This is a genomic window from Collinsella sp. CLA-ER-H6, from assembly GCF_040092305.1.
Classification (GTDB): domain Bacteria; phylum Actinomycetota; class Coriobacteriia; order Coriobacteriales; family Coriobacteriaceae; genus Collinsella.
Map to the genome: position 1 here is coordinate 11,662 of NZ_JBBNLS010000022.1, position 20,200 is coordinate 31,861.

12 protein-coding genes and 1 tRNA gene are annotated in these 20,200 nt (G+C 59.1%); 6 read left to right on the top strand and 7 right to left on the bottom strand.

Translation table 11 applies throughout. The annotated features are described in order from the left end of the window. Positions 1-63 precede the first annotated feature (63 nt). Complete coding sequence (gene malQ / locus AAAX77_RS09055) at positions 64-1,581, top strand: 4-alpha-glucanotransferase (RefSeq protein ID WP_349105924.1); 1,518 nt, start codon at positions 64-66, stop codon at positions 1,579-1,581. A gap of 128 nt (positions 1,582-1,709) precedes the next feature. After that, entirely contained in the window at positions 1,710-3,977 is a 2,268-nt protein-coding gene (locus tag AAAX77_RS09060; RefSeq protein ID WP_349105925.1) for a glycogen/starch/alpha-glucan phosphorylase, read from the top strand. 455 nt (positions 3,978-4,432) lie between these two features. Here the strand turns inward: AAAX77_RS09060 and ugpC are convergent, their stop codons facing one another. The 5 genes from ugpC to AAAX77_RS09085 all read right to left on the bottom strand — a co-directional run bounded on the left by ugpC (position 4,433) and on the right by AAAX77_RS09085 (position 9,824). Beyond that, a complete protein-coding gene (gene ugpC, locus AAAX77_RS09065) occupies positions 4,433-5,632 on the bottom strand; it encodes a sn-glycerol-3-phosphate ABC transporter ATP-binding protein UgpC (RefSeq protein WP_117640835.1) in 1,200 nt (399 codons plus the stop codon). A 68-nt stretch (positions 5,633-5,700) separates the two neighbouring features. Then, positions 5,701-6,540: a carbohydrate ABC transporter permease gene (locus AAAX77_RS09070; protein ID WP_349105927.1), complete on the bottom strand. Its 840-nt coding sequence runs from the start codon at positions 6,538-6,540 to the stop codon at positions 5,701-5,703. After that, entirely contained in the window at positions 6,540-7,394 is an 855-nt protein-coding gene (locus AAAX77_RS09075; protein ID WP_055252174.1) for a sugar ABC transporter permease, read from the bottom strand. Before AAAX77_RS09075 ends, AAAX77_RS09070 begins: the two co-directional genes overlap by 1 nt. Before the next feature lie 87 nt (positions 7,395-7,481). Further along, a complete protein-coding gene (locus AAAX77_RS09080) occupies positions 7,482-8,798 on the bottom strand; it encodes an ABC transporter substrate-binding protein (protein WP_055252173.1) in 1,317 nt (438 codons plus the stop codon). 306 nt (positions 8,799-9,104) lie between these two features. Next, on the bottom strand, positions 9,105-9,824 hold the full coding sequence (locus AAAX77_RS09085; RefSeq protein ID WP_349105928.1) for a GntR family transcriptional regulator: 720 nt from the start codon (positions 9,822-9,824) through the stop codon (positions 9,105-9,107). Between the two features lie 224 nt (positions 9,825-10,048). Between AAAX77_RS09085 and AAAX77_RS09090 the strand changes: the two genes are divergently transcribed. The 4 genes from AAAX77_RS09090 to AAAX77_RS09105 all read left to right on the top strand — a co-directional run bounded on the left by AAAX77_RS09090 (position 10,049) and on the right by AAAX77_RS09105 (position 14,798). After that, complete coding sequence (locus AAAX77_RS09090) at positions 10,049-12,499, top strand: PTS transporter subunit EIIC (RefSeq protein ID WP_349105930.1); 2,451 nt, start codon at positions 10,049-10,051, stop codon at positions 12,497-12,499. Positions 12,500-12,626: 127 nt separating this feature from the next. Next, positions 12,627-13,640 carry a polyprenyl synthetase family protein gene (locus tag AAAX77_RS09095; protein WP_349105931.1) on the top strand — a complete coding sequence of 338 codons (1,014 nt, stop codon included), beginning with the start codon at positions 12,627-12,629 and terminating at the stop codon, positions 13,638-13,640. Positions 13,641-13,779: 139 nt separating this feature from the next. Further along, positions 13,780-14,685 (top strand): peptidoglycan-binding protein, encoded by a 906-nt coding sequence (locus AAAX77_RS09100; RefSeq protein WP_197032236.1) that lies wholly within the window; start codon positions 13,780-13,782, stop codon positions 14,683-14,685. A 38-nt stretch (positions 14,686-14,723) separates the two neighbouring features. After that, positions 14,724-14,798: transfer RNA gene (locus AAAX77_RS09105), tRNA-Gln, on the top strand. 431 nt (positions 14,799-15,229) lie between these two features. Here AAAX77_RS09105 and AAAX77_RS09110 read toward each other — a convergent pair. Then, complete coding sequence (locus AAAX77_RS09110) at positions 15,230-17,404, bottom strand: hypothetical protein (protein ID WP_349105933.1); 2,175 nt, start codon at positions 17,402-17,404, stop codon at positions 15,230-15,232. A 193-nt stretch (positions 17,405-17,597) separates the two neighbouring features. Further along, a complete protein-coding gene (locus AAAX77_RS09115) occupies positions 17,598-19,487 on the bottom strand; it encodes a carbon starvation CstA family protein (protein WP_349105934.1) in 1,890 nt (629 codons plus the stop codon). Positions 19,488-20,200 lie beyond the last annotated feature (713 nt).

Below are 20,200 nucleotides of genomic sequence, written 5' to 3' on the forward strand. Positions count from 1 at the left end.
AATCAGAACATCGGAGGCGGACTGCATACCCATCGGCAGGCCGACCCCACAACAAGAAGGTTGGTGAGCGCATTCATGGAGCGTGCAAGCGGCGTCCTCATGCCCGTCTCGTCTCTGCCCGGACCATACGGAATCGGCGGCTTTGGCCGGAATGCCTACGACTTCGTCGATTTTCTCGCCTCGTGCAAACAACATTACTGGCAGATTCTGCCCCTTACGACGACCAGCTATGGCGATTCGCCCTATCAGTCGTTCTCGGCCCGCGCAGGCAACCCCAACTTTATCGACTTTGCCGAGCTTATCGAGGCAGGGTATCTGGAGCAGCGCGATATCGATGGCGTGTATCTGGGATCCGACCCCAGCAATGTCGACTACGGTGCTATCTTTGGCGGCCGCCGTCAGATTCTCGACCGCGCCGCCGAGCGCTTTGCTGCCGACAAGCCGGCCGATTTCGATGACTTTATCCAGGCCAACGAGGACTGGCTCATCCCCTACTGTGAGTTCATGACCGTCAAAGAGGAGTGCGGTCTCAAGGCGTTTTGGGAGTGGCCCGCGGAGCTCCGCACCCGCGGCGAGGCTTCCGCCAAGGTCTGCGCCGACCATCCGGCGCGTATGCTCTACCACCAGATGACGCAGTACTTCTTCGATCGCCAGTGGAGCCGCCTCAAGGCCTATGCCAACGAGCGCGACATTCTCATCATCGGCGACCTGCCCATCTATGTCTCGCGTGACTCCGTCGAGATGTGGGCGACACCTGAGCTCTTTAAGATCGACGCCGCCGGCAATCCCGTGAGCGTCGCCGGCACGCCGCCCGACCAGTTCTCGGCCACCGGCCAGTACTGGGGCAACCCCATCTACGACTGGGACGCCATGGAGGCCGACGGCTTCTCCTGGTGGGAGGGCCGCATTCGCGCCGCCCTCGACATGTACGACGTCATCCGCCTGGATCACTTCCGCGGCTTCGAGGCCTATTGGGAGGTGCCGTTCTCCTCGCCTGATTCGTCCTACGGTTCGTGGACGCAGGGTCCCGGCCTCAAGCTCTTCAAGACACTCGAGGAAAAGCTCGGCACGCTGCCCATCATCGCCGAGGACCTGGGCTTCCTCACCCCCGGCGTCATCGATATGCGCGACAACTCGGGCTTCCCCGGCATGAAGATCCTGCAGTTTGCCTTTGAGGGCACCAACTCGTACTACCTGCCGCACAACTACATTGCCAACACCGTCGCCTACGTGGGCACTCACGACAACGAGACGGCACGCGGCTGGTTTGAAGGAACGGCTACCCCGCGTCAGCGCGAGCAGACAGCCCTGTACACCCATCAGCAGGCCGGCGAACCCATCGCCGACGCGCTCAACCGAACCATCGCAGCCAGCGTGAGCGACACGTGCATCTACACCATGCAGGACCTGCTCAACTTGGGCAACGAGGCGCGCATCAACACCCCTGCCACGCTGGGCGGCAACTGGACCTGGCGCATGCTCGATGGCGCCATCACCCGCGAGCTCGAGCACAAACTCACCGACTGGACCGAGACCTACTTCCGCATCCCGTCGGAAGCCGAAATCGAGCTTCCTCAATAGGAGCTACCGCGCCCGACCCCTCCCCACCGTGCGGACGCGCTTGCTTACCCGCGCGAGGCCACCCCAATCCCCTCGCGCGGGATTCTTATGAATTGCAGACATGTAATCAACCCATTACAGGAGGAAACATGCCCCAAATTAACCTCATGGAACTCGCCGAGCAGTCTTTTGGCACCTCGCTCGAGCAGCTCGACGACCGTCGCATTTACAAGCTGCTGGTCAAACTCGTGCAGGAGCGCTCCGCCACCTGCCCGCTCAACAACGGCAAGAAAAAGCTCTATTACATTTCCGCCGAATTTTTGATCGGCAAGCTGCTCATCAACAACATGATCGACCTCGGCATCTACGACGAGGTTAAGGACCAGCTCACCGCCGCAGGCCACGACCTCAACAAGATCGAGGAATTCGAGGTCGAGCCGTCGCTCGGCAACGGCGGCCTGGGCCGCCTGGCCGCGTGCTTCCTGGATTCCATCGCCACGCTGGGCTTGACCGGCGATGGCGTGGGCCTCAACTATCACTACGGTCTGTTCCGTCAGCGCTTTGTCGACAACCAGCAGAAGGCCGTCCCCGACGAGTGGCTCGGTGAGCAGGACATCCTAGTCGACGACGACCGCTCCTACACCGTCGAGTTCGGCGATTTTGCCGTTACCTCCAAGCTCGTCAACATCGATGTGCCCGGTTACGACCAGCCCACCAAAAACCGCCTGCGCCTGTTCGACCTGGCGAGCGTCGACGACGGCCTGGTCCCCGGCTGCTCCATCGACTTCGACAAGACCGAGATCGCCAAGAACCTCACCTTGTTCCTCTACCCCGACGATTCCGACGAGCAGGGCCGCCTACTTCGCATCTATCAGGAGTACTTCATGGTGAGCAACGCCGCCCAGCTCCTGATCGACGAGGCCGTCGAGCGCGGCAGCAACCTGCACGATCTGGCCGACTACGCCGTGGTCCAAATTAACGACACGCACCCCACCATGGTCATCCCCGAGCTCATTCGCTTGCTCACCACCGAGCATGGCATCGAGTTTGACGAGGCCGTGACCATCGTACGCTCCATGGTCGCCTACACTAACCACACGATCCTTGCCGAGGCGCTCGAGAAGTGGCCGCTCGCCAGCCTGCAGAAGGTCTCCCCTGCCATCGCCGACATTATCGTCAAGCTCGATGAGATCGCGAAAGCCGAGCACGATGACCCGCGCGTCGCCATCATCGACGAGCACGACACCGTCCACATGGCCCACATGGACATCCACTTTGGCTTCTCCATCAACGGCGTAGCCGCCCTCCACACCAAGATCCTGGAGGACACCGAGCTTCATCCGTTCTACGAGATCTATCCCGAGAAGTTCTCCAACAAGACCAACGGCATCACCTTCCGCCGCTGGATCCATGGGGCCAACCCCGCGCTCGCCAGCCTGCTCGACGATGTAATCGGCACCGACTGGCGCAGCACCGGCGATCTGAGCAAACTCGCCAAGTTCGCCGACGACAAGGACGTTCTTGAGCGCCTGGCCGCCACCAAGGTCGAGGCCAAGGCCATCATGCGCCAGTTCATGGCGCTCGAGCAGGGCGTGACCATTCCCTCCAACGCCATCATCGACGTCCAGGTCAAGCGCATCCACGAGTACAAGCGCCAGCAGATGCTCGCGCTCTACATCATCTGGAAGTACTTCGATATCAAGAACGGCAACAGGCCTAAGCACCCTGTCACCATCATCTTTGGCGGCAAGGCGGCGCCTGCCTACACTATCGCGCAGGACATCATCCATCTGATCCTGACGCTGTCGCAGTGGATTGCAAACGACCCCGACGTGGCTCCCTACCTGCAGGTTGTCATGATCGAGAACTACAACGTCACCGCCGCCGAGCGCGTGATCCCCGCCGCTGACATCTCCGAGCAGATCAGCCTGGCCTCCAAGGAGGCGAGCGGCACCTCCAACATGAAGTTCATGCTCAACGGCGCCCTAACCCTGTGCACGCTCGACGGTGCCAACGTGGAGATTGCCGAGCTCGTGGGCGACGAGAACATCTATACCTTTGGTGCCTCGTCCAAACAGGTCGAGCAGCTCTACGCCGACGGCACCTACAACGCCGGTGCGCTCTACCGCAAGCCCGGCATTAAACTGCTGGTGGACTTCATCACCAACCCGGCCTTTATGGCAACCGGCAACGCCGAGCGCCTGCAGCGCCTGCACGACGACATTAAGGGCAAGGACTGGTTTATGGCCCTGCTCGACATTGAGGAGTACATCCAGACCAAGGAGCGCGTGCTGGCCGACTACGAGGACCAGGACGCCTGGATGCGCAAGGCGCTCATCAATATCGCCAACGCCGGCACCTTCTCGTCCGACCGTACGATCTCCCAGTACAACGACGAGATCTGGCACCTGAGCTAATTCGGTTTCATCGCCCATCCTCTTGAAAACGGAGCCACGGCAACGCGGCTCCGTTTTTTGTGCCCGCACGTTACCCTGTGATCCGACTCGGCCAAACAATCTCGATCCATAACAACTACTCAACCAAAACGGTCCCAGCCGTTACAGATTGAGACATACCGGCCCCTCCCCTTGGGTTTATCTCAATCTGTAACATCTAGCAGGTGAAATTCGCCTTTGGTGTTACAGATTTAGATGAAATGGTTAGCTCAGCGGAACCGTCTCGATCTGTAACATCTAACGTCCGAAATCGGCCCTATCCGTTACAGATCGAGACAAACGACCGGTCAGACAGTCCCAACACAAAGAAAGGCTCCCCTCTCGCCCAGTGGACGGGAGGGGAGCCTTATATGTGACCGCGGCAAAAGGATGGCAATACCGCAGTCGCCCAAAGGAAGGGCCTGGTTGCACCGGGCCTAGATAAGGTTCTTGCCAGAGACCTTATCGAAGAGGTGGGTCGCGTTCTTCTCAAACTTGAACCAGATGGGGTCGCCCGCCTTGAGCGCGCCCTTGGCCTCGAGGTCGACGACGGGGATAATCAGGACAAACTGGCCGTCGGGAGCAGTCACGTGGACATGCTCGGTCGAGCCCATGAGCTCGGTCACCTCGACGGTGCCCTGGAGCGCACCCTCCTCGCCCTTGTCGGCAAGCAGGATCTGCTCGGGACGCACACCGGCCGTAATCTCCTTCACGTCGCCGCCGTCCCAGTTGAGAGCAAGCTGAGCGCAGGTCTCGGGGGCGAGCGCCACGTTCATATCCTCGGTCTTGACCGTAAAGCCGTTGCCCGAGCGCACCAGCTGGGCATCGAAGAAGTTCATCTGCGGCACGCCGATAAAGCCGGCGACGAAGATGTTCGCGGGATGGTTGAAGACCTCCTGCGGCGTGGCGATCTGCTGGACGACGCCGTCCTTCATGACCACGATGCGATCGCCGAGGGTCATAGCCTCGGTCTGGTCGTGGGTAACGTAGATGAAGGTGCCCTTGATCTCGTGACGCAGCTTAATGAGCTCGGCGCGCATCTGGTTACGCAGCTTGGCATCCAGGTTGGACAGGGGCTCGTCCATCAGGAAGACCTTGGGGTCACGCACGATGGCGCGGCCGATGGCGACACGCTGACGCTGGCCGCCGGAGAGCGCCTTGGGCTTACGGTCAAGGTACTCGGTAATACCCAGGATCTCGGCAGCGGAGCGAACCTTGCGGTCGATCTCGTCCTTGGGGACCTTCTTGAGCTCAAGCGTAAACGCCATGTTCTCGTACACCGTCATATTGGGGTACAGAGCATAGCTCTGGAACACCATGGCGATATCGCGGTCCTTGGGCGCCACGTCGTTGACGCGCTTGCCGTCGATGAGCACGTCGCCCGAAGTGATGTCCTCCAGGCCAGCGACCATGCGCATCGTCGTGGACTTACCGCAGCCAGAGGGGCCAACGAGGACGATGAACTCCTGGTCGTGAACGGTGAGGTTGAAGTCCTCTACAGCGAGCACACCGTCCTCGGTAACCTTGAGGTTGTGCTTCTTCTCCTCGGTCTTCTTCTTTTTGCCAAAGAAGCCCTTCTTTTTGGACTCGTTGTTGGGATACACCTTCTGAACATGTTTGAGAACGATCTCGGCCATGTCTTTACCTTTCGATACGCGGCGCCGCGCTGAGAGGCGCCGCCAAAACTTGCAAAACAGTTACGGCATCAGCCCTTGACGGCACCTGCCACCACACCGTCGATGATGTACTTCTGGCAGAGGATGTACATGATGACGATGGGGATGACGACCATCATGATGCACGCCATCATGGGGCCGAGCTCGACGTGGCCATAGCCGCCACGGAAGTACTGGATCAAGATAGGAATGGTCTTGTACTTGGTGGAGTCGAGCGTAAGGTAGGGCAGCAGATAGTCGTTCCAGACCCACATGGTCTCAAGGATGCCGACCGAAAGATAGGTGGGCTTCATAATGGGAAGGACGATCTTAAAGAACACTTGGACCGGGTTGCAGCCGTCGATCATGGCCGCTTCCTCAATCTCGAGCGGGATGTTCTTGACGAAGCCGGCGAACATAAAGACCGCGAGGCCCGCGCCAAAACCAAGGTAGATGAAGCAGATGTTAAACGGCGTGTTAAAGCCGATGCGGTCCGCGAGGTTGGACAGCGTGAACATGAGCATCTGGAACGGTACGACCATCGAGAAGACGAACAGGTAATAGAAGAAGTTCGAGATCTTGCTGTTGACGCGCACCACGTACCAAGCGCACATGGAGCAGCACACCAGAATCAGCACGACCGACGTGACCGTGATGATAAGCGAGTACATAAACGCCGAGGCAAAGCCCTGCTCGTTCAGAGCGTGCACGTAGTTTGCGAGGCCGTTGAACGTCTCGGGCGTGAGCAGATCGAACGCCGTGGTGGTGCTGATTGCGGTCGCTTTCTTAAAGGAATTGAGCGCAATCATGAACACGGGGTAGATCCATGCGAGCGACAGGATCGTAAAGAAGATCGAGAGCGCGCGGTTGATAGCCTTATCGCGTTTCATTACTGCTGCACCTCCTTGGACCTCGTGGCCTTAAGCTGGATCATAGAAATAGCGACAACCAGGATGCAGAAGATAACTGCCTTGGCCTGACCGATGCCCTGCCATGCGATGCCAGCACGCGAATAGAACGTGTTGTAGATGTTCAGGGCGAGCATCTCGGTGGAGTGCGCCGGGGCGCCACCGGTAAGGGCGAGGTTCTGGTCGAACAGCTTAAAGCCGTTGGTGATGGACAGGAACAGGCAGATGGTGATGGTCGGCATCAGGTTGGGGATCTTAACCTTCCAAAACGTCTGCCATGCCGTAGCGCCATCGACCTTGGCGGCCTCGATGTAGTCAGACGGAATGGACTGCAGACCGGCGATGTAGATGATCATCATGTAGCCGACCTGTTGCCACAGGGTCAGGATGATAAGGCCCCAGAAGCCAGCGGCGGAGTTGAGGGCGATAAGCTGGGCACCCACGTTGGAGAGCAGGCAGTTGATCAGAATCTGCCAAATGTAACCCAGTACAATGCCGCCAATCAGGTTAGGCATAAAGAAAATCGTACGGAAGATGTTGGTGCCCTTGAGCGCCTTGCGAGTGAGCGCCTGCGCAATGGCCAGCGCGATCACGTTGATGAGCACCGTCGACAGGAAGGCAAACGCCACGGTAAAGAAGAACGACGTGGAGAACTGCGGATCGGACAGTGCGCGCACGTAGTTCTCGATACCGACAAAGTGCGCGTTATTGATGGTAATAAACTGGCAGAACGAGAGATAGAAACCCTGGATAAAGGGAATCACGAACCCGATCATAAACGCCAGGCACGTGGGCAGCATAAAGAGCGGCCACCAGCGCTTGAGTGCTTTGCCCATAGAAGGGTCCTTTCAATATGCAGGGGGCGGGCAAACCTACGTCTGCCCGCCCCCTGTCGCTAATCAGATAGCTTGGGCAGCAACTGCTTACTCGGAAGCAGCCTTCTCGGTCTTCCAGCCATCGACGAAGGCGTTCTTGACGCCGTCCCACTTGGTGTTGTCGGCAGCATAAGCGATGAGAGCCTGCTTGAGGTTCTTCTTCCACTCCTCGGAGGGGATGTAAACGAAGTCCCAAGCGACGGTCTTCTTGCCGTCCTTGGCCATAGCAACGGCCTGCTGCGAGAAGACGTTGGTGGTCTCCTTAGCGCTCTTGAACGGGGCGGTCAGACCCATCTTGTCAGCGATGATGCTGGTGGCGGTGTCAGAAGTGACGCACCAATACATGAAGTCCTCGGTGGCCTTCTGGGCATCCTCGGAAGCCTGGGAGCTGACGCACCAGTAGTTCTCGCCGCCGGAGCACAGGCCCTGGTTCTCCTCGCCGTCGACGCCGATGTAGATCGGCAGCATGCCGAGCTGGTCGTCGGTCATACCGGCCTTGGTGAGGTCGGCGTAGGCCCAAGAGCCGTTCTGGTAGAAGACGGCCTTGCCGGTTGCGAACTCGTTGGTGGCGTCGTCACCGGTCTTGGAGGCGAGCTGCGAAGGATCGCAGGTGGAGTCGGTGATATACAGGTCGAAGATCTGCTTAAAGTTGTCGAGATACTCGCCCTTGATCTCGTCGTCCTCCTGATTGTGCTCCTTCTCGAACTCGTAGTAGAGCGGGAGGTTGGCGAGGTGCGTGGTGTAGCGCCAGCTGGAGGAGTCATCCATACCGGCGGAAGTGAAGGCACCGTCAACGCCGAGCTCGTCCTTGCGGGCCTGGATGTCATCGGCGCAAGCCTTCAGCTTGTCGAAGGAGTTGATGTCCTCGGCCTTGTAGCCGGCCTTCTCGAGGAGCTCCTTGTTGTAGATGATGCCGTAGCTCTCCTGAACCCAGTCGATACCCAGATCCTTGCCGTCGGACTGCAGCGCCAGGGAGTCGTCGATGAGCTCGCCGCGGAGCTTGGTGTCGGAAAGATCGGCGCAGTAGTCCTTCCAGTTCTTAAGGCCGGTGGGGCCGTTGACCTGGAACAGCGTCGGAGCGGAGCTCTTGGACATCTCGGACTTGAGCTTCTCCTCGTAGGTGTTGGAGGCGGCGGTCACGATCTTGACCTCGACGCCCTTCTCCTTCTTGTACGCCTTGGCGATCTCCTTCCACTCCTTGTCGACCTCGGGCTTGAACTGGAGGAAGTAGACCTCGGCAGCGTCACCAGAAGCAGAGGAGCCGGAGCCGGCAGAACCACCGCAGCCCACGAGACCCAGACCAAGAACCGCAGCCGCGGAACCAGCAAAGCCCAGGAACTGCCTTCTGCTCATTTCGTTCTTCATTACAATCCACCCTTTCACACCGTGGCGGCACCCTTTGCCGCCGCCTTCGGAGATTGGCTCGGGGACTTTGCCCCTTTTGCTGATTTGTACAATACGCTATTTGGCTAGTTGTTTGAACAAGTATTACTAGAGCGGTAGAAAAACTTCGGTGAACGGTAATTTCAACTTGATACTTGACAAGTTTTGTATAAACAATTATTTGTTATCTAATGCAGAGAAAACGCCCGATCAAGCCGATGCATCGTCGGTTTGACCGGGCGTTTTCGCTTTGAGGGCATGAGTCTCGTCAGGCTGCGAGCTAGCCGGCTATCGCTTGGAATTGACGCGGTAATGGAAGATCTCGGGGTGTGTGCGGGCATGCGTGACCTCGAACAAGATGCCGTCCGAGGTGTACGACTGGCTCTCCATGACGGCGACGCAGTTGTACTTGCCAAGGTCCAGATAGCTGCAGTCCTCATCGTTGGCGAGCTCGACACTCACCGTACGACGGCTCGCCATCACTTTGACGCCGCGCTTGTGCTCCAGATAGCCGTAGATAGAATCCGCCGCGATCTCGGGGGTCAGGCCCTTGGCGATCGACGCCAAAAAGTAGCCATGGTCCACTTGGCGCGCGCTGCCGTTGAGGCTTCGGACACGCACTACGCGAATCAGCTCCTCGCCCGCCTTAAAGCCCAGGCGACGAGAGAGTTGCTCAGTGCAAATCAAATGTTCAAAAGACTTGACCTCGGTCGATGCGACGGCATTGTTGCGTTTTGCGAACTCGCCAAACGACTCAACCTCTTCGAGTGCGCCCAGCATGTCGGTTTCGCCCTTAAGCCAAATAACGCGCACGCCCTTACCGTGTATAGGCTGCACAAACATCTGGTCGGCCAGCATGCTCAAGGCGCGTCGAACGGTATTGCGCGTGCAGCCAAACTCCGCGGTCAGCTCGGCTTCGGTTGGCAGCATCTCCTGAAACGCATAGGTCCCGTTGATGATGCGCGAACGGATCTCGCGGTAGATTCCTTCGTAAATCGCTTTTGGCATGATTTCACCTCTAATGAATATGTATGGCTAGGCACGATAGCATTTCTTAAAGTTGTTTAAACCGATTATCGGTAAAGCACGGATTATTTACCGTCGACGGTTCCCCCGAAACCCAAATCGGACCGAATCAAAACCGTCAATGCGGCAAGCAGCCAGTCCTCTACAATGAGTTCATTGTTTAAACGTTCTTGCTCGCACAGCATGTTGCATCCGGAAGGCATATTATGCTGCAGAAAATCCAACGTTTTGGCGGAGCCATGTTCGCGCCCGCCATGCTGTTTTCTATATCAGGCCTCATGGTCGGCATCTCCGCCCTCGCCACGACCGTAGACATCGTCGGTGACCTCGCCGTATACGGAACCCCTTGGTACGTTTTCTGGACCATCATCCAGCGCGGCTCGTGGACGGTCTTTAAACGTCTCCCGCTCCTTTTTGCCGTAGCGCTGCCTATCGGTCTTGCCCAAAAGCAACCGGCGCGCTGCTGCCTCGAGGCACTCGTGGCCTATTTTGCCTATTGCTTCTTTTTGAGCGAGATCATTAAGCTGAGCGGCGACAACCTTGGGCTTAAGTACCCATCATCTTTGACCCCCGCCAGCGGTATCACCGTCATCGACGGCATCAAGACGCTCGACACCGGCATTATCGGCCCGCTGGCGGTGTCGGCAACCGTCGTCGCCATCCATGACCACTTCTACGATGCCAAGGTTCCCGATTGGCTCGGCACCTTCTCGGGTTCCTCGCTGGTCTACCTCATCAGCTTTTTTGCCGTGTTTGCCCTTGCCGCCATCTCGGCCGCCATCGTGCCCTTCGCATACGCTGTGACCGAAACGCTGCGCCACGCACTTGCGGGCGTCGGCCCCTTCGGCGTGGGCATCTTTGTGTTTTTGGAGCGAGCGCTCGAGCCCATGGGGCTGCACCATCTGCTCTATATGCCCATCTATTACGACAATCTGGTCATTCACGACGGTATTTACGCCACGTGGACCAACCTGCTCCCCATTCTCTCCCATAGCACGCGCCCTTTAAATGAACTTGCGCCCTGGGCAGGTTTTACCGCCACCGGCTGGGGCAAGCTCTTTGGCCTTCCCGCCATCGCGGCAGCATTCTATTTCACCGCCAAACCCGAACGCCGCGCCGGCCTTAAGGTCATCCTTTTGCCCGCCATCGTCGCCTCGGTGGTCTGCGGCGTCACCGAGCCGCTCGAGTTTCTCTTTATGTTCACCTATCCCGGACTCTTTTTGCTCTACGCCGTCCTATCCTCCTGCCTTGCCATGACCATGAACTTCTTTGGCATCGTCGGCATCTTCTCGGGCGGTCTCATGGAAATGACGGCCTTCAACTTCATCCCACTCATGCGAATGCATGCCGGCTCCTACCTTTTGGCGCTCGGTATCGGTCTGATGTTTAGCGCTGTCTTTTTTCTGGTCTTCCGGGGCCTCATTCTGGCTTTCGACCTAAAAACCCCAGGCCGCGAGGATCATATCGCCAGCGATGCGGCGCTCGCACGTCTGACGGGAAAAAGCTCTGCCAAAGAAGGCGCGGCCCAAAACGGCACCGACAACCAATCATCCCAAGATCATCTGCTTGCTGAGCAAGTCGTTGCGCTCTTGGGTGGCGTTAGCAATATTGTAGGAGCGACCAATTGCGCCACGCGTCTGCGCGTTGAGGTCGCAGAACCTTCCGTTGTCGCAGACAACGCAGCCTTCGTCGCGGCGGGCGCCAAGGGCCTCATCATTACGGGCAAGACCGCCCAGGTGATTATTGGCATCTCCGTTCCCCGCGTTAAAGAGCATTTTGACCAGATCATGGGCCTCGAGCCGGGATTTGTGCCCACCACCTCGGCCTCCCCTGCCGCCAGCGCAGCCCATAAGCGCGGCGATATCTGCTTCTTCGATATCGACGGAACACTCGCCTGGCAAGACCCTCGAGTGGCACAAGAGCTTCCCGAGAGCGAGCGAGACCTCTCCCCCTATCCCAATGAAGCGGTCTCGCAAGCCATCCGTGATTTTGTCGCCAAGGGCAATATGGCGTTTATCTGCACAGGGCGCACGCTGAGCTGCATCCATCCAAAGCTGCTCGAGCTGCCCTGGACCGGCATCGTCTGCCTCGCGGGTGGCTATGTCGAACTTGAGGGACACGTGATTCGCGATTTGGCGATGACGCCCGGCATGCTGCAGCGCCTTGCTCCCATTCTTGAGCAATCGGACGAAGTGATTCGTTTTGAGGGACTCAATGGCGTCGTTCGCATGAGTGCCGATGCGCCCGACGCCCCGGGATACGCCCGCACCGTGGGCGATGCAATTACGCAGCTGCAACATTACAGCGCCTACAAGATCTTAATGTCCACGTCGCTTGCCAACCGCATCGCTCAGGATCAAGCGTTTGAGCCGCTGCTCTGCTTTAACGAGCTCGAGCTCGAAGTGACCGAGATTTCGCCTCGCGAATGCACCAAGCGCGAGGGTATCCAGTCCGTACTCGACGCCCTCGATCCCCACCACGGAACCGTATACGGCATCGGCGACGCCAGCAATGACGTCTCGCTGATGAACGCCGTCGACGTTGGCATCGCCATGGGCAACGCACCGGACTTCCTCAAGGAAAAGGCCGACTATGTCACCGACAGCATCGACCACGACGGCGTCGTCACCGCGCTCGAACACTTTGGGCTTATCTAGCCAAGCCCCTACCGCACTTGCGGCCGCATGGACCAATCGTCTTCAACCGCCGCGCTCGACGCCCTAATGTGGCAATATGTTGTCTGCATAATGCAACGATGCAACCTATCAAAGAATGCGAGAACCCGTGTCCAGTCCGTTTACCAGCTTTTTAGCCCAGCACTTTGACCAGATTAACGACTATCTGGCCACGTTCTTTGACGGACAGGCGACTTCCGCCGATATCGAGCGCTACCTGTACGCGCCGCTCTCGGCTTTTACGGCCAACGCTGGCAAGCGCCACCGCCCGCTCATCTGCATGCTCGCCGCCACTGCGGTAGGCGGCAGCTTTGAGAGCGCCCGCAGCGCAGCGGCGGCCATCGAGCACTTTCAGTCGGGCGCACTCATCCACGACGACATCGCCGACAACGGGCAGATTCGTCGCGGCAAGCCCTGCATGCACCTTACCGAGGGCACCGGTCTTGCCATCAACTGCGGTGACCTGGCGCTCACCATGGTCACCAAGACGGTTCTCGACGACCCCACACTCAACGCAGACGTGAAGCTTCGCGTGCTCCACGAGCTTACCGAAATGATCGTCCGTACCATCGAGGGCCAGGCGCTCGACCTGGGCTGGGTCCGCGACGGGCGCTTTGACATTTCGGTCGACGATTATCTGGACATGGCGACGCACAAAACCGCGTACTACAGCGGAGCGACGCCGCTTGCCGCCGGAGCCATTATCGGCGGCGGCAGCGAAGAGCAGATTGAGGCACTGCGCGCCTTTGGGCTGCACACGGGCCTTGCCTTCCAGATTCAAGACGACCTGCTCAACTTGATCGGCACCAAGGAGGCCGCCAACAAGGACTTCCGCACCGATATCACCGAGGGCAAGCGCACCCTCGTTGCCGTGCATGCCCTGTCAGACGAGCGCTATCACGACGAGATCGAGGCAATCCTTTCCTCGGGCACCGAGGACCCTGCGCAGCTCGCACGCGCCGTGGAGATCTTCCAGGAGACCGGCTCCATCGATTACGCCCACACCTATGCGCTCGACCTGACCGCTAAGGCCAAGGCCGCTATCGAAGGCGTCGAGCTCGACCCGCATGCGCGCGAGCTCTTCCTCTCAATGGCAGATTTCTTTGTGGAGCGTCTTAACTAGCGGGGGTCATAAAACCTGTGGGCAGCGAGTTTGGGTACAAGTTGCTACACTGTTGAGTGCATGTTTATGCATTGTCTCGCGTTGTCTATCCGACACGCGCTCAAAATAGTACGAATCGTACGCCGAAAGGGGTTCGTTCATGGAACCTATTACCACGGGCATGCAGGGAGCAGCCGTCGAGGATGTTCAGTCCCGCCTTCTGCAGCTCGGTTACACCATCGATGCCGACGAGGTCGCCGACAAGCGCTTTGGCACCACCACCGAGCAGGCCGTCAGCACCTTCAGGCTCGACAGTGGCCTTGCTGCCGGTCATGCCGTCGATATCCCCTGTTGGAGCGCCCTGGTCGACGCCTCGTATAAGCTGGGCGACCGCACCCTGTATCTGCGCATGCCCAATTTCCATGGCGCCGATGTGCAGGCCCTGCAGCGCGCTCTCAACGTTTTGGGCTTTGCCTGTGGCGAAGACGACGGCTACTTTGGTCCGCATACCGAGGCCGCCCTGCAGCAGTTCCAGGAAAATGTCGGCCTGTTTGCCGACGGCATGGCCTTCCAGGACACCTACGCCTACATCAACCGCCTGCATCATGTGTGGGAGGGCAAGCCCTCGGTCACCGAAGCCGAGTCCCGCATCGGTTTTGCTCGCGCCGCCAACGTGCTCGAGCGCTTCCAGATCGCCGTTATCGGTGAGGACCCCATCGCACGCAGCGTTGCTTCGCGCATGTGGAACATCGCCACGGCAACGACCGACAACAGCGGCATGATGCTCTGCGACTCCGAGGTCCCAACCGACGTTGACCTGGTGCTCGAGATCGCAAGCGACGAGCTGCCCGCCGACGCCGCGCCACGCGCCACGATTGCCCTCGCCGAGTGCCACAACCTGGCCCAGCGCATCCGCACCGCCAATGTCGCCGCGCAGCAGAAGCCGGCTCGCATTCGCATTGAGCTCACGGGCATGACGCGCTACAACGGCACCTTCACGGCCAGCGACGCGCAGACGCTCGCCGTACGCCTACTCGACGGCGTTTGCGATGCCCTCGCAGATTAGGTAAACTAGACGAGTTGCTTTTGGGCAACACCACACATTGGGACGTAGTTCAACGGTAGAACTCCGGTTTTTGGTGCCGGCTGTTGGGGGTTCGAATCCCTCCGTCCCAGCCATTAAAACTGAGCGCCCTAAGCCCATAACGGCCCAGGGCGCTTTCTTGTGGGCAAGCGGAGGAATTCGAACCCGCAAGGGTGCAGAGCTGAGGAAACGCGAAGGCGCCCCAAGCCCATTAGGACCAAGAGCGCCTAACACCAAGAAAATATCAGCCCAGTTCCGAAAAGCGAGCCGCATGCAACAACCAGGTAACCACAGGCCCCGGGAGAGCGGGGACACCGGCTTAGGTTTATCGCGAGTTCCGCACGAACAGGAGGCCACTTAACCTCGATGTTTTGGACGTGACAGCGAGAGGGGCCCTGGTATGGCAAGGTGACGTGAAACAAGGCGGCGCTGACCTTCTGGTCGCGCCGCCGAAGTTGAACGTCAGATTGCCGTGCCAGGGCCCCTCGCAGCGTCAAGAAGACCGCCGTTCGGTAGAACGGCGGAGCTAATTGTTCAGCATGCGGTCGAAGCTTCCCGAGTCGCCATCCCGATAGTCGGCGGTCATCAGAATCTCCTGCGGAATGCGCCCGCCCTCGCGCAGCACGTTGCGGAACTGCACGCGCGTAACCATGGGCAGATCCTTGATCGTCGCTGCCAGGTTCTGCGGCACACCCTGGTTGGCAGCCGCGGGCTCGCACTCGCCGCCGGCCTTCACGCGACGCTTATGCTCGGCGAGCATAGTGCGATACATGCCGGCATGCAGGCGAATCTCAACCACATTGGCATTGCGAGTCTGCTCGACGATGCGCGCGCCCTCGCGATCGATATCGCCCACGTAGTAGACGTAGTTAAAGCGATAGCCAATCTCGGCCAGATAATCGTCCAGGGCATGCGAGACGCTCGCCTTGCATCCGCCGCCAAAAATCACGCCGCCCACCTTGATGCCAAAGAGCTTGGCGTGCTTGCGGCCACGCAGCAGCTTGACGATCTCGTCGTAGGTGTCCAGGTTCTCGACCATAATGAACGGCCTGTCGGCGCCCAGGGTAAAGAAGCCCGTAAAGTGCACGGGGCGATTGGGGGCGACCTTGATCGCCTGCATGCTAATGCCCTTTTCGGTCATACGCCTGATCAGGCGCTCACCGTGCTTGCCGTCAAAAGCCTTCTCGTCGTTAAAGATCTGGTAGGCACGCTGGCGGCGCGAGGCAACCGGCGTATCGGCACCTCGGTTCTGCTCGATCCAAGCCTTGATGATTGCGATTTCCTCGGCAATCTTGCGGTTGGACATCTCGTTGTGCTGAGTGCGCTGCGGAGCCTTTTTGCCGTCCTTGCCCTCGACCTTTACGATCTGTGTCTGCTGCTCCTTGATCATAGAGAGCGCCGTAGGCGTAGGGACAACCTTGAGCAGCTGCCTGCCTAAAACGCGGGCAAGGGCAAACGCCGAGACCTCGCCGTGGACGGACGACTTGGGCTGCTGGGCAGCAGTATCTGCTGCGGCAGACTCCGGCTTCTTCTGAGACTTGCGCTTAGAATCGCCCTGGGAATTACGCTCGTGCTTCGGCATAGACGCCTGCTTCTGCGGACGATCGAACTTGCTCTCCTTCGCCGGCTGGCGCTTAGGCTGCCCCGAAGAAACCTCGGCCTTCGCATCCTCGTTCTGCGGCGTGGTCTTCTCGGTTGCAGTCTCGGCATGGAAACTGCGGCCCCCACGATGGCGACGGCGGCGAGGCTTGCTCGACGCGCCCTGCTCCGTCTGCTCATCAGTAGGCTGCTGGCCCTTGGCCTCGGCATCAACCTCAAGCTGCGGCTCAACAGGCTTTTGCTCGCGAGCCACCGGCTCAACGGCCTTCTCGTCCTGGGTGGTCGAAACCGACTCGCCCTTCTCCTGACGCTTTACGGGATACGCACGTCCCGCAAAACCGCGGCCGGGACGACACGAACCCGGAGCCTTCTTGGCAGACTCCTCAACATCGTCTGCAACCTCAGAAGACTCTTCAACCTCACGCGCGGCATCCTGCGCTGCAGCCTTAAAGTGAGCACCGCGACGGCGCTTGGGCTCTTGGGCCTCCACGGGCTTTTGCCCCCTCGCGGGCTTCTGCGACTCGGCAGCAACCTCGGTCTCAACAGCCTCAGCATCCGTCTCACCCTTTTGAGCAACGGCGCGACGGAAGCGCTCCTGCTGGGCGCGGCGCTGCGCATCGCGCTTGCCACCCCCACCAAAACCGCCGCGTCCTGCCTTGGCCGTAAAGGCACGCACGACGTTCTCATCGAGCAACTCATCGGTATCGACATGCTCACGCGGAGCAGCTTCTTCCACAGCAGGCACGTCAGCGGAATCCTCGACGACAAAATCTTCGACGGACTCGGCAGGCTGCTCCTGGGCATCGCGGATCTCGGCATTGATGGTATAGAACGCCGGGCGCCCGTTAATGCCGCTACCCTCGATCTTGGTCACGATATTTGCCGCGATAAGCTCATCGCGCATCGCCTTGGTGTCACATTCCTTATCGACGGAGCGGAAAATCTGCGCCAGCGCGCTCGACTTGATCTTGAGCGCCTTGCGGCAAAGCAGGTCGTAGGCAACCAGCTTGGCACGCTCAGCAGAAAGCGATGTCTGGCTGCTCAGACGCTCAGCCAGGGCATCGACATTATTTTGGTTATCGGAATATACCGTCTTGGCCACGGGGCCCCTTTCATATGCACACATATACGTTCATATGGTACAACGCGCGCCCTTATCCACGCAAAACATCTGCGAGAACACTCGAGCACACTCGAGCGTCGCCCGCTTTTGCATGAAAAAAGACCGAGTCCGCGTCGTTGCGGACCCGGTCTTTCCGAGTCATATGGATGGAACGGCTAGCCCATCAAGCTGACTAGGCCTTGGCAGCCTCGGCGTCGGTGGGAGCCTCGGCAGCAGCAGCGCGGCCATACTCGGCCTTGCCCATCTCGGACCACTCGGGCTCCTCGTCGGGCATGGAGCCAGCCTCCTTGCCGAAGAACTCCTTGAGGCAGTTGACGGCGACGATGAGACCCAGGACCATCAGCAGGACGGCGAAGACGAGCTGCAGGCCCTTGGTGGCGGCGACGGAGACGGCGGCCGTGGTGGCAGTAGCCGGGATGGTACCGAAGAAACCGTAGGCCTGGACGGCGGTCATGCAGCCCATGGCGCTCTGGACCAGCGAGGTGAAGGTGCAGCAGAGCAGGAAGGCGACGGGCACGTAGAGCATCCAGCCCTTGCGGCCGGTGCACTTGCAGAACACGGCGAGGGTGATCATGGTCATGCCGCCGAGCAGCTGGTTGGAAGCACCAAAGAGCGGCCAGATGTTGGCATAGCCACCAAAAGCGAGGGCGAGACCGGGAAGCAGGGTAACGACCGTGGCGAACCAGGGGTTGCCGAGGACCTTCATGTAGCCGGCCTTGGACTCGATGGCCAGGGCGTCGTTGGTCTGGGCAAAGAACTCGGAGAACGAGGTGCGGGCGATGCGGGCGACGGCGTCGAGCGAGGTCAGAGCCAGAGCGGAAACGTTCATGGTCATAAAGACTGTAGCGAGCGTGCCGTCAACACCGAAGGCCTGCATACCGCGGGAGATGCCAGCGGCGAAGATCTGGAACGGGGTGGAAGCGACACCGGCGTTGAGGACGCCGGTACCGGCGGCGTTCATGTCGGAGAACATGATGCCGGCGACGATGATGGCAAGGATGCCGACGAAGGACTCGACGATCATGGCGCCGTAGCCGACCTTGACGGCGTCCTGCTCCTTCTCGACCTGCTTGGAAGAGGTGCCGGAAGAAACGAGGCTGTGGAAACCGGAGAGAGCACCGCATGCGACGGAGACGAACAGGACCGGGAACATCATGCCGGAGGCAGTGGAGAAGCCGGTAAAGACCGGAGCGGTGATAGTGGCCTGACCGTTGACGCCCAGGACGACGATGCCGAGGACAGCGCAGACGATCATGACGATCATCATGATGGAAGTGAGGTAATCGCGCGGAGTCTTGAGCATCTGGATGGGCATGGCGCCAGCGAAGACCAAGTAGACCATGACGACGGCGAACCACTGGAACTTATCCAGGTAGACCGGGAACTGCATACCGACGGCGAACATGAGAACCATGAGGACCACGCCGGTGACGAACTCGGCAGCGCCGGTGAGGTTGAACTTCTTCTGGGCCCAACCAAAGGCGATAGCGACGAAGGTGAACAGGATGGAGATGGTACCAGCGCAGCCGGCGGCATAGGACTTGGTGAAGTCGATGGCACCGGTAGCAGCACCAGAAGCGTCAACGGCCGGGGTGAACATGAACGTCTTGCAGACCATGTCGGTGAAAGCGGCGATGACGATGATGCAGAACAGCCAGCAGAACAGCAGGAACAGGCGACGGCCGGTCTTGCCGATGTACTTCTCGATGAGCTGAGCGAGCGACTTGCCGTTGTTCTTCATCGAAGCGTACAGGGCACCAAAGTCGTGGACGGCACCAAAGAAGATGCCGCCGACGAGGACCCAGAGCACGACGGGCAGCCAGCCAAAGGCCATGGCGACGATCGTACCCGTGACGGGGCCAGCACCGCAGATCGAGCTGAACTGGTGCGAGAACGCGGTGAAGGCGGAGACGGGCGAGAAGCTGTTGCCGTCCTTCATGCGCTTGGCCGGCGTGAGGGCATCCTTGTCAACGCCCCACTTGTTGGCCAGCCAGCGACCATAGCCCAGATAGCCGCAGGCGAGCACCGCCGCGGCCACAACCATGAGCAAAACTCCGTTCATTACATTTCCTCCTCTAAAAAGAACTTCCTAGACATAAAAAATGAGGGCCGTCGGTTGCGCTCGACGGCCCTCATCTTCATCAGCCGCCCGTTATCGTACGGGCTAGCTGTATGTGCTAACCCGCATCAGATAATTACTACGCTGATAATGTTTAGCTGATGCGTGAACATGTCTAAGAAATCCTCTTCAATCATGATGCGAACGATCCGTGCGTGTTCACATCCCCCAGTGGTTGAAAAGGAGTATGAAACTTTAGTTACCTAAAGTCAACGCAAATTTGTAATGAATTTTCAACTTTTTTGGATTTCTCGGTATAAAACGCCACTGAACTCGGACTTTACCCGACAAAAGTTTTTGCATGAGAGATGCCCCTGAGGGCCGCGGGAGCCGGGCGGCGCATATGAACTTTCCTGCTCTACAGTCCTGCGCAAGACGGAAAGCACATTAAGTGCTTCCTTTGCGTGCGGAACTCGCGATAAAGTTCATATGCGCCGCCCGGCTCCCGCGGCTCTCAGGGGCTCCCATCCCAAATGCGGAGCAAAGCTCCGCACACCAACTTTTTTCTTTCAGCTAAAGAACGCCGGAAATTCGACACTGGCTTGTTAACTTTGCTGGACGTTGTCGACGCCAAACCAGCTCAGAAGCTATATCGACACAGAAAGGTCCCCGGACGGAGGGGCCGGATATAAGGTTTATCGCGAGTTCCGCACGCA

Bases quoted from the DNA above. Each gene is read 5' to 3' on its own strand.
- AAAX77_RS09085 (WP_349105928.1), bottom strand. From the start codon at position 9,824: ATGCCAAAAGCGATTTACGAAGGAATCTACCGCGAGATCCGTTCGCGC.
- AAAX77_RS09070 (WP_349105927.1), bottom strand. From the start codon at position 6,540: ATGAAACGCGATAAGGCTATCAACCGCGCGCTCTCGATCTTCTTTACG.
- AAAX77_RS09060 (WP_349105925.1), top strand. From the start codon at position 1,710: ATGCCCCAAATTAACCTCATGGAACTCGCCGAGCAGTCTTTTGGCACC.
- AAAX77_RS09080 (WP_055252173.1), bottom strand. From the start codon at position 8,798: ATGAAGAACGAAATGAGCAGAAGGCAGTTCCTGGGCTTTGCTGGTTCC.
- ugpC (WP_117640835.1), bottom strand. From the start codon at position 5,632: ATGGCCGAGATCGTTCTCAAACATGTTCAGAAGGTGTATCCCAACAAC.
- AAAX77_RS09075 (WP_055252174.1), bottom strand. From the start codon at position 7,394: ATGGGCAAAGCACTCAAGCGCTGGTGGCCGCTCTTTATGCTGCCCACG.
- AAAX77_RS09100 (WP_197032236.1), top strand. From the start codon at position 13,780: ATGGAACCTATTACCACGGGCATGCAGGGAGCAGCCGTCGAGGATGTT.
- AAAX77_RS09090 (WP_349105930.1), top strand. From the start codon at position 10,049: ATGCTGCAGAAAATCCAACGTTTTGGCGGAGCCATGTTCGCGCCCGCC.
- AAAX77_RS09115 (WP_349105934.1), bottom strand. From the start codon at position 19,487: ATGAACGGAGTTTTGCTCATGGTTGTGGCCGCGGCGGTGCTCGCCTGC.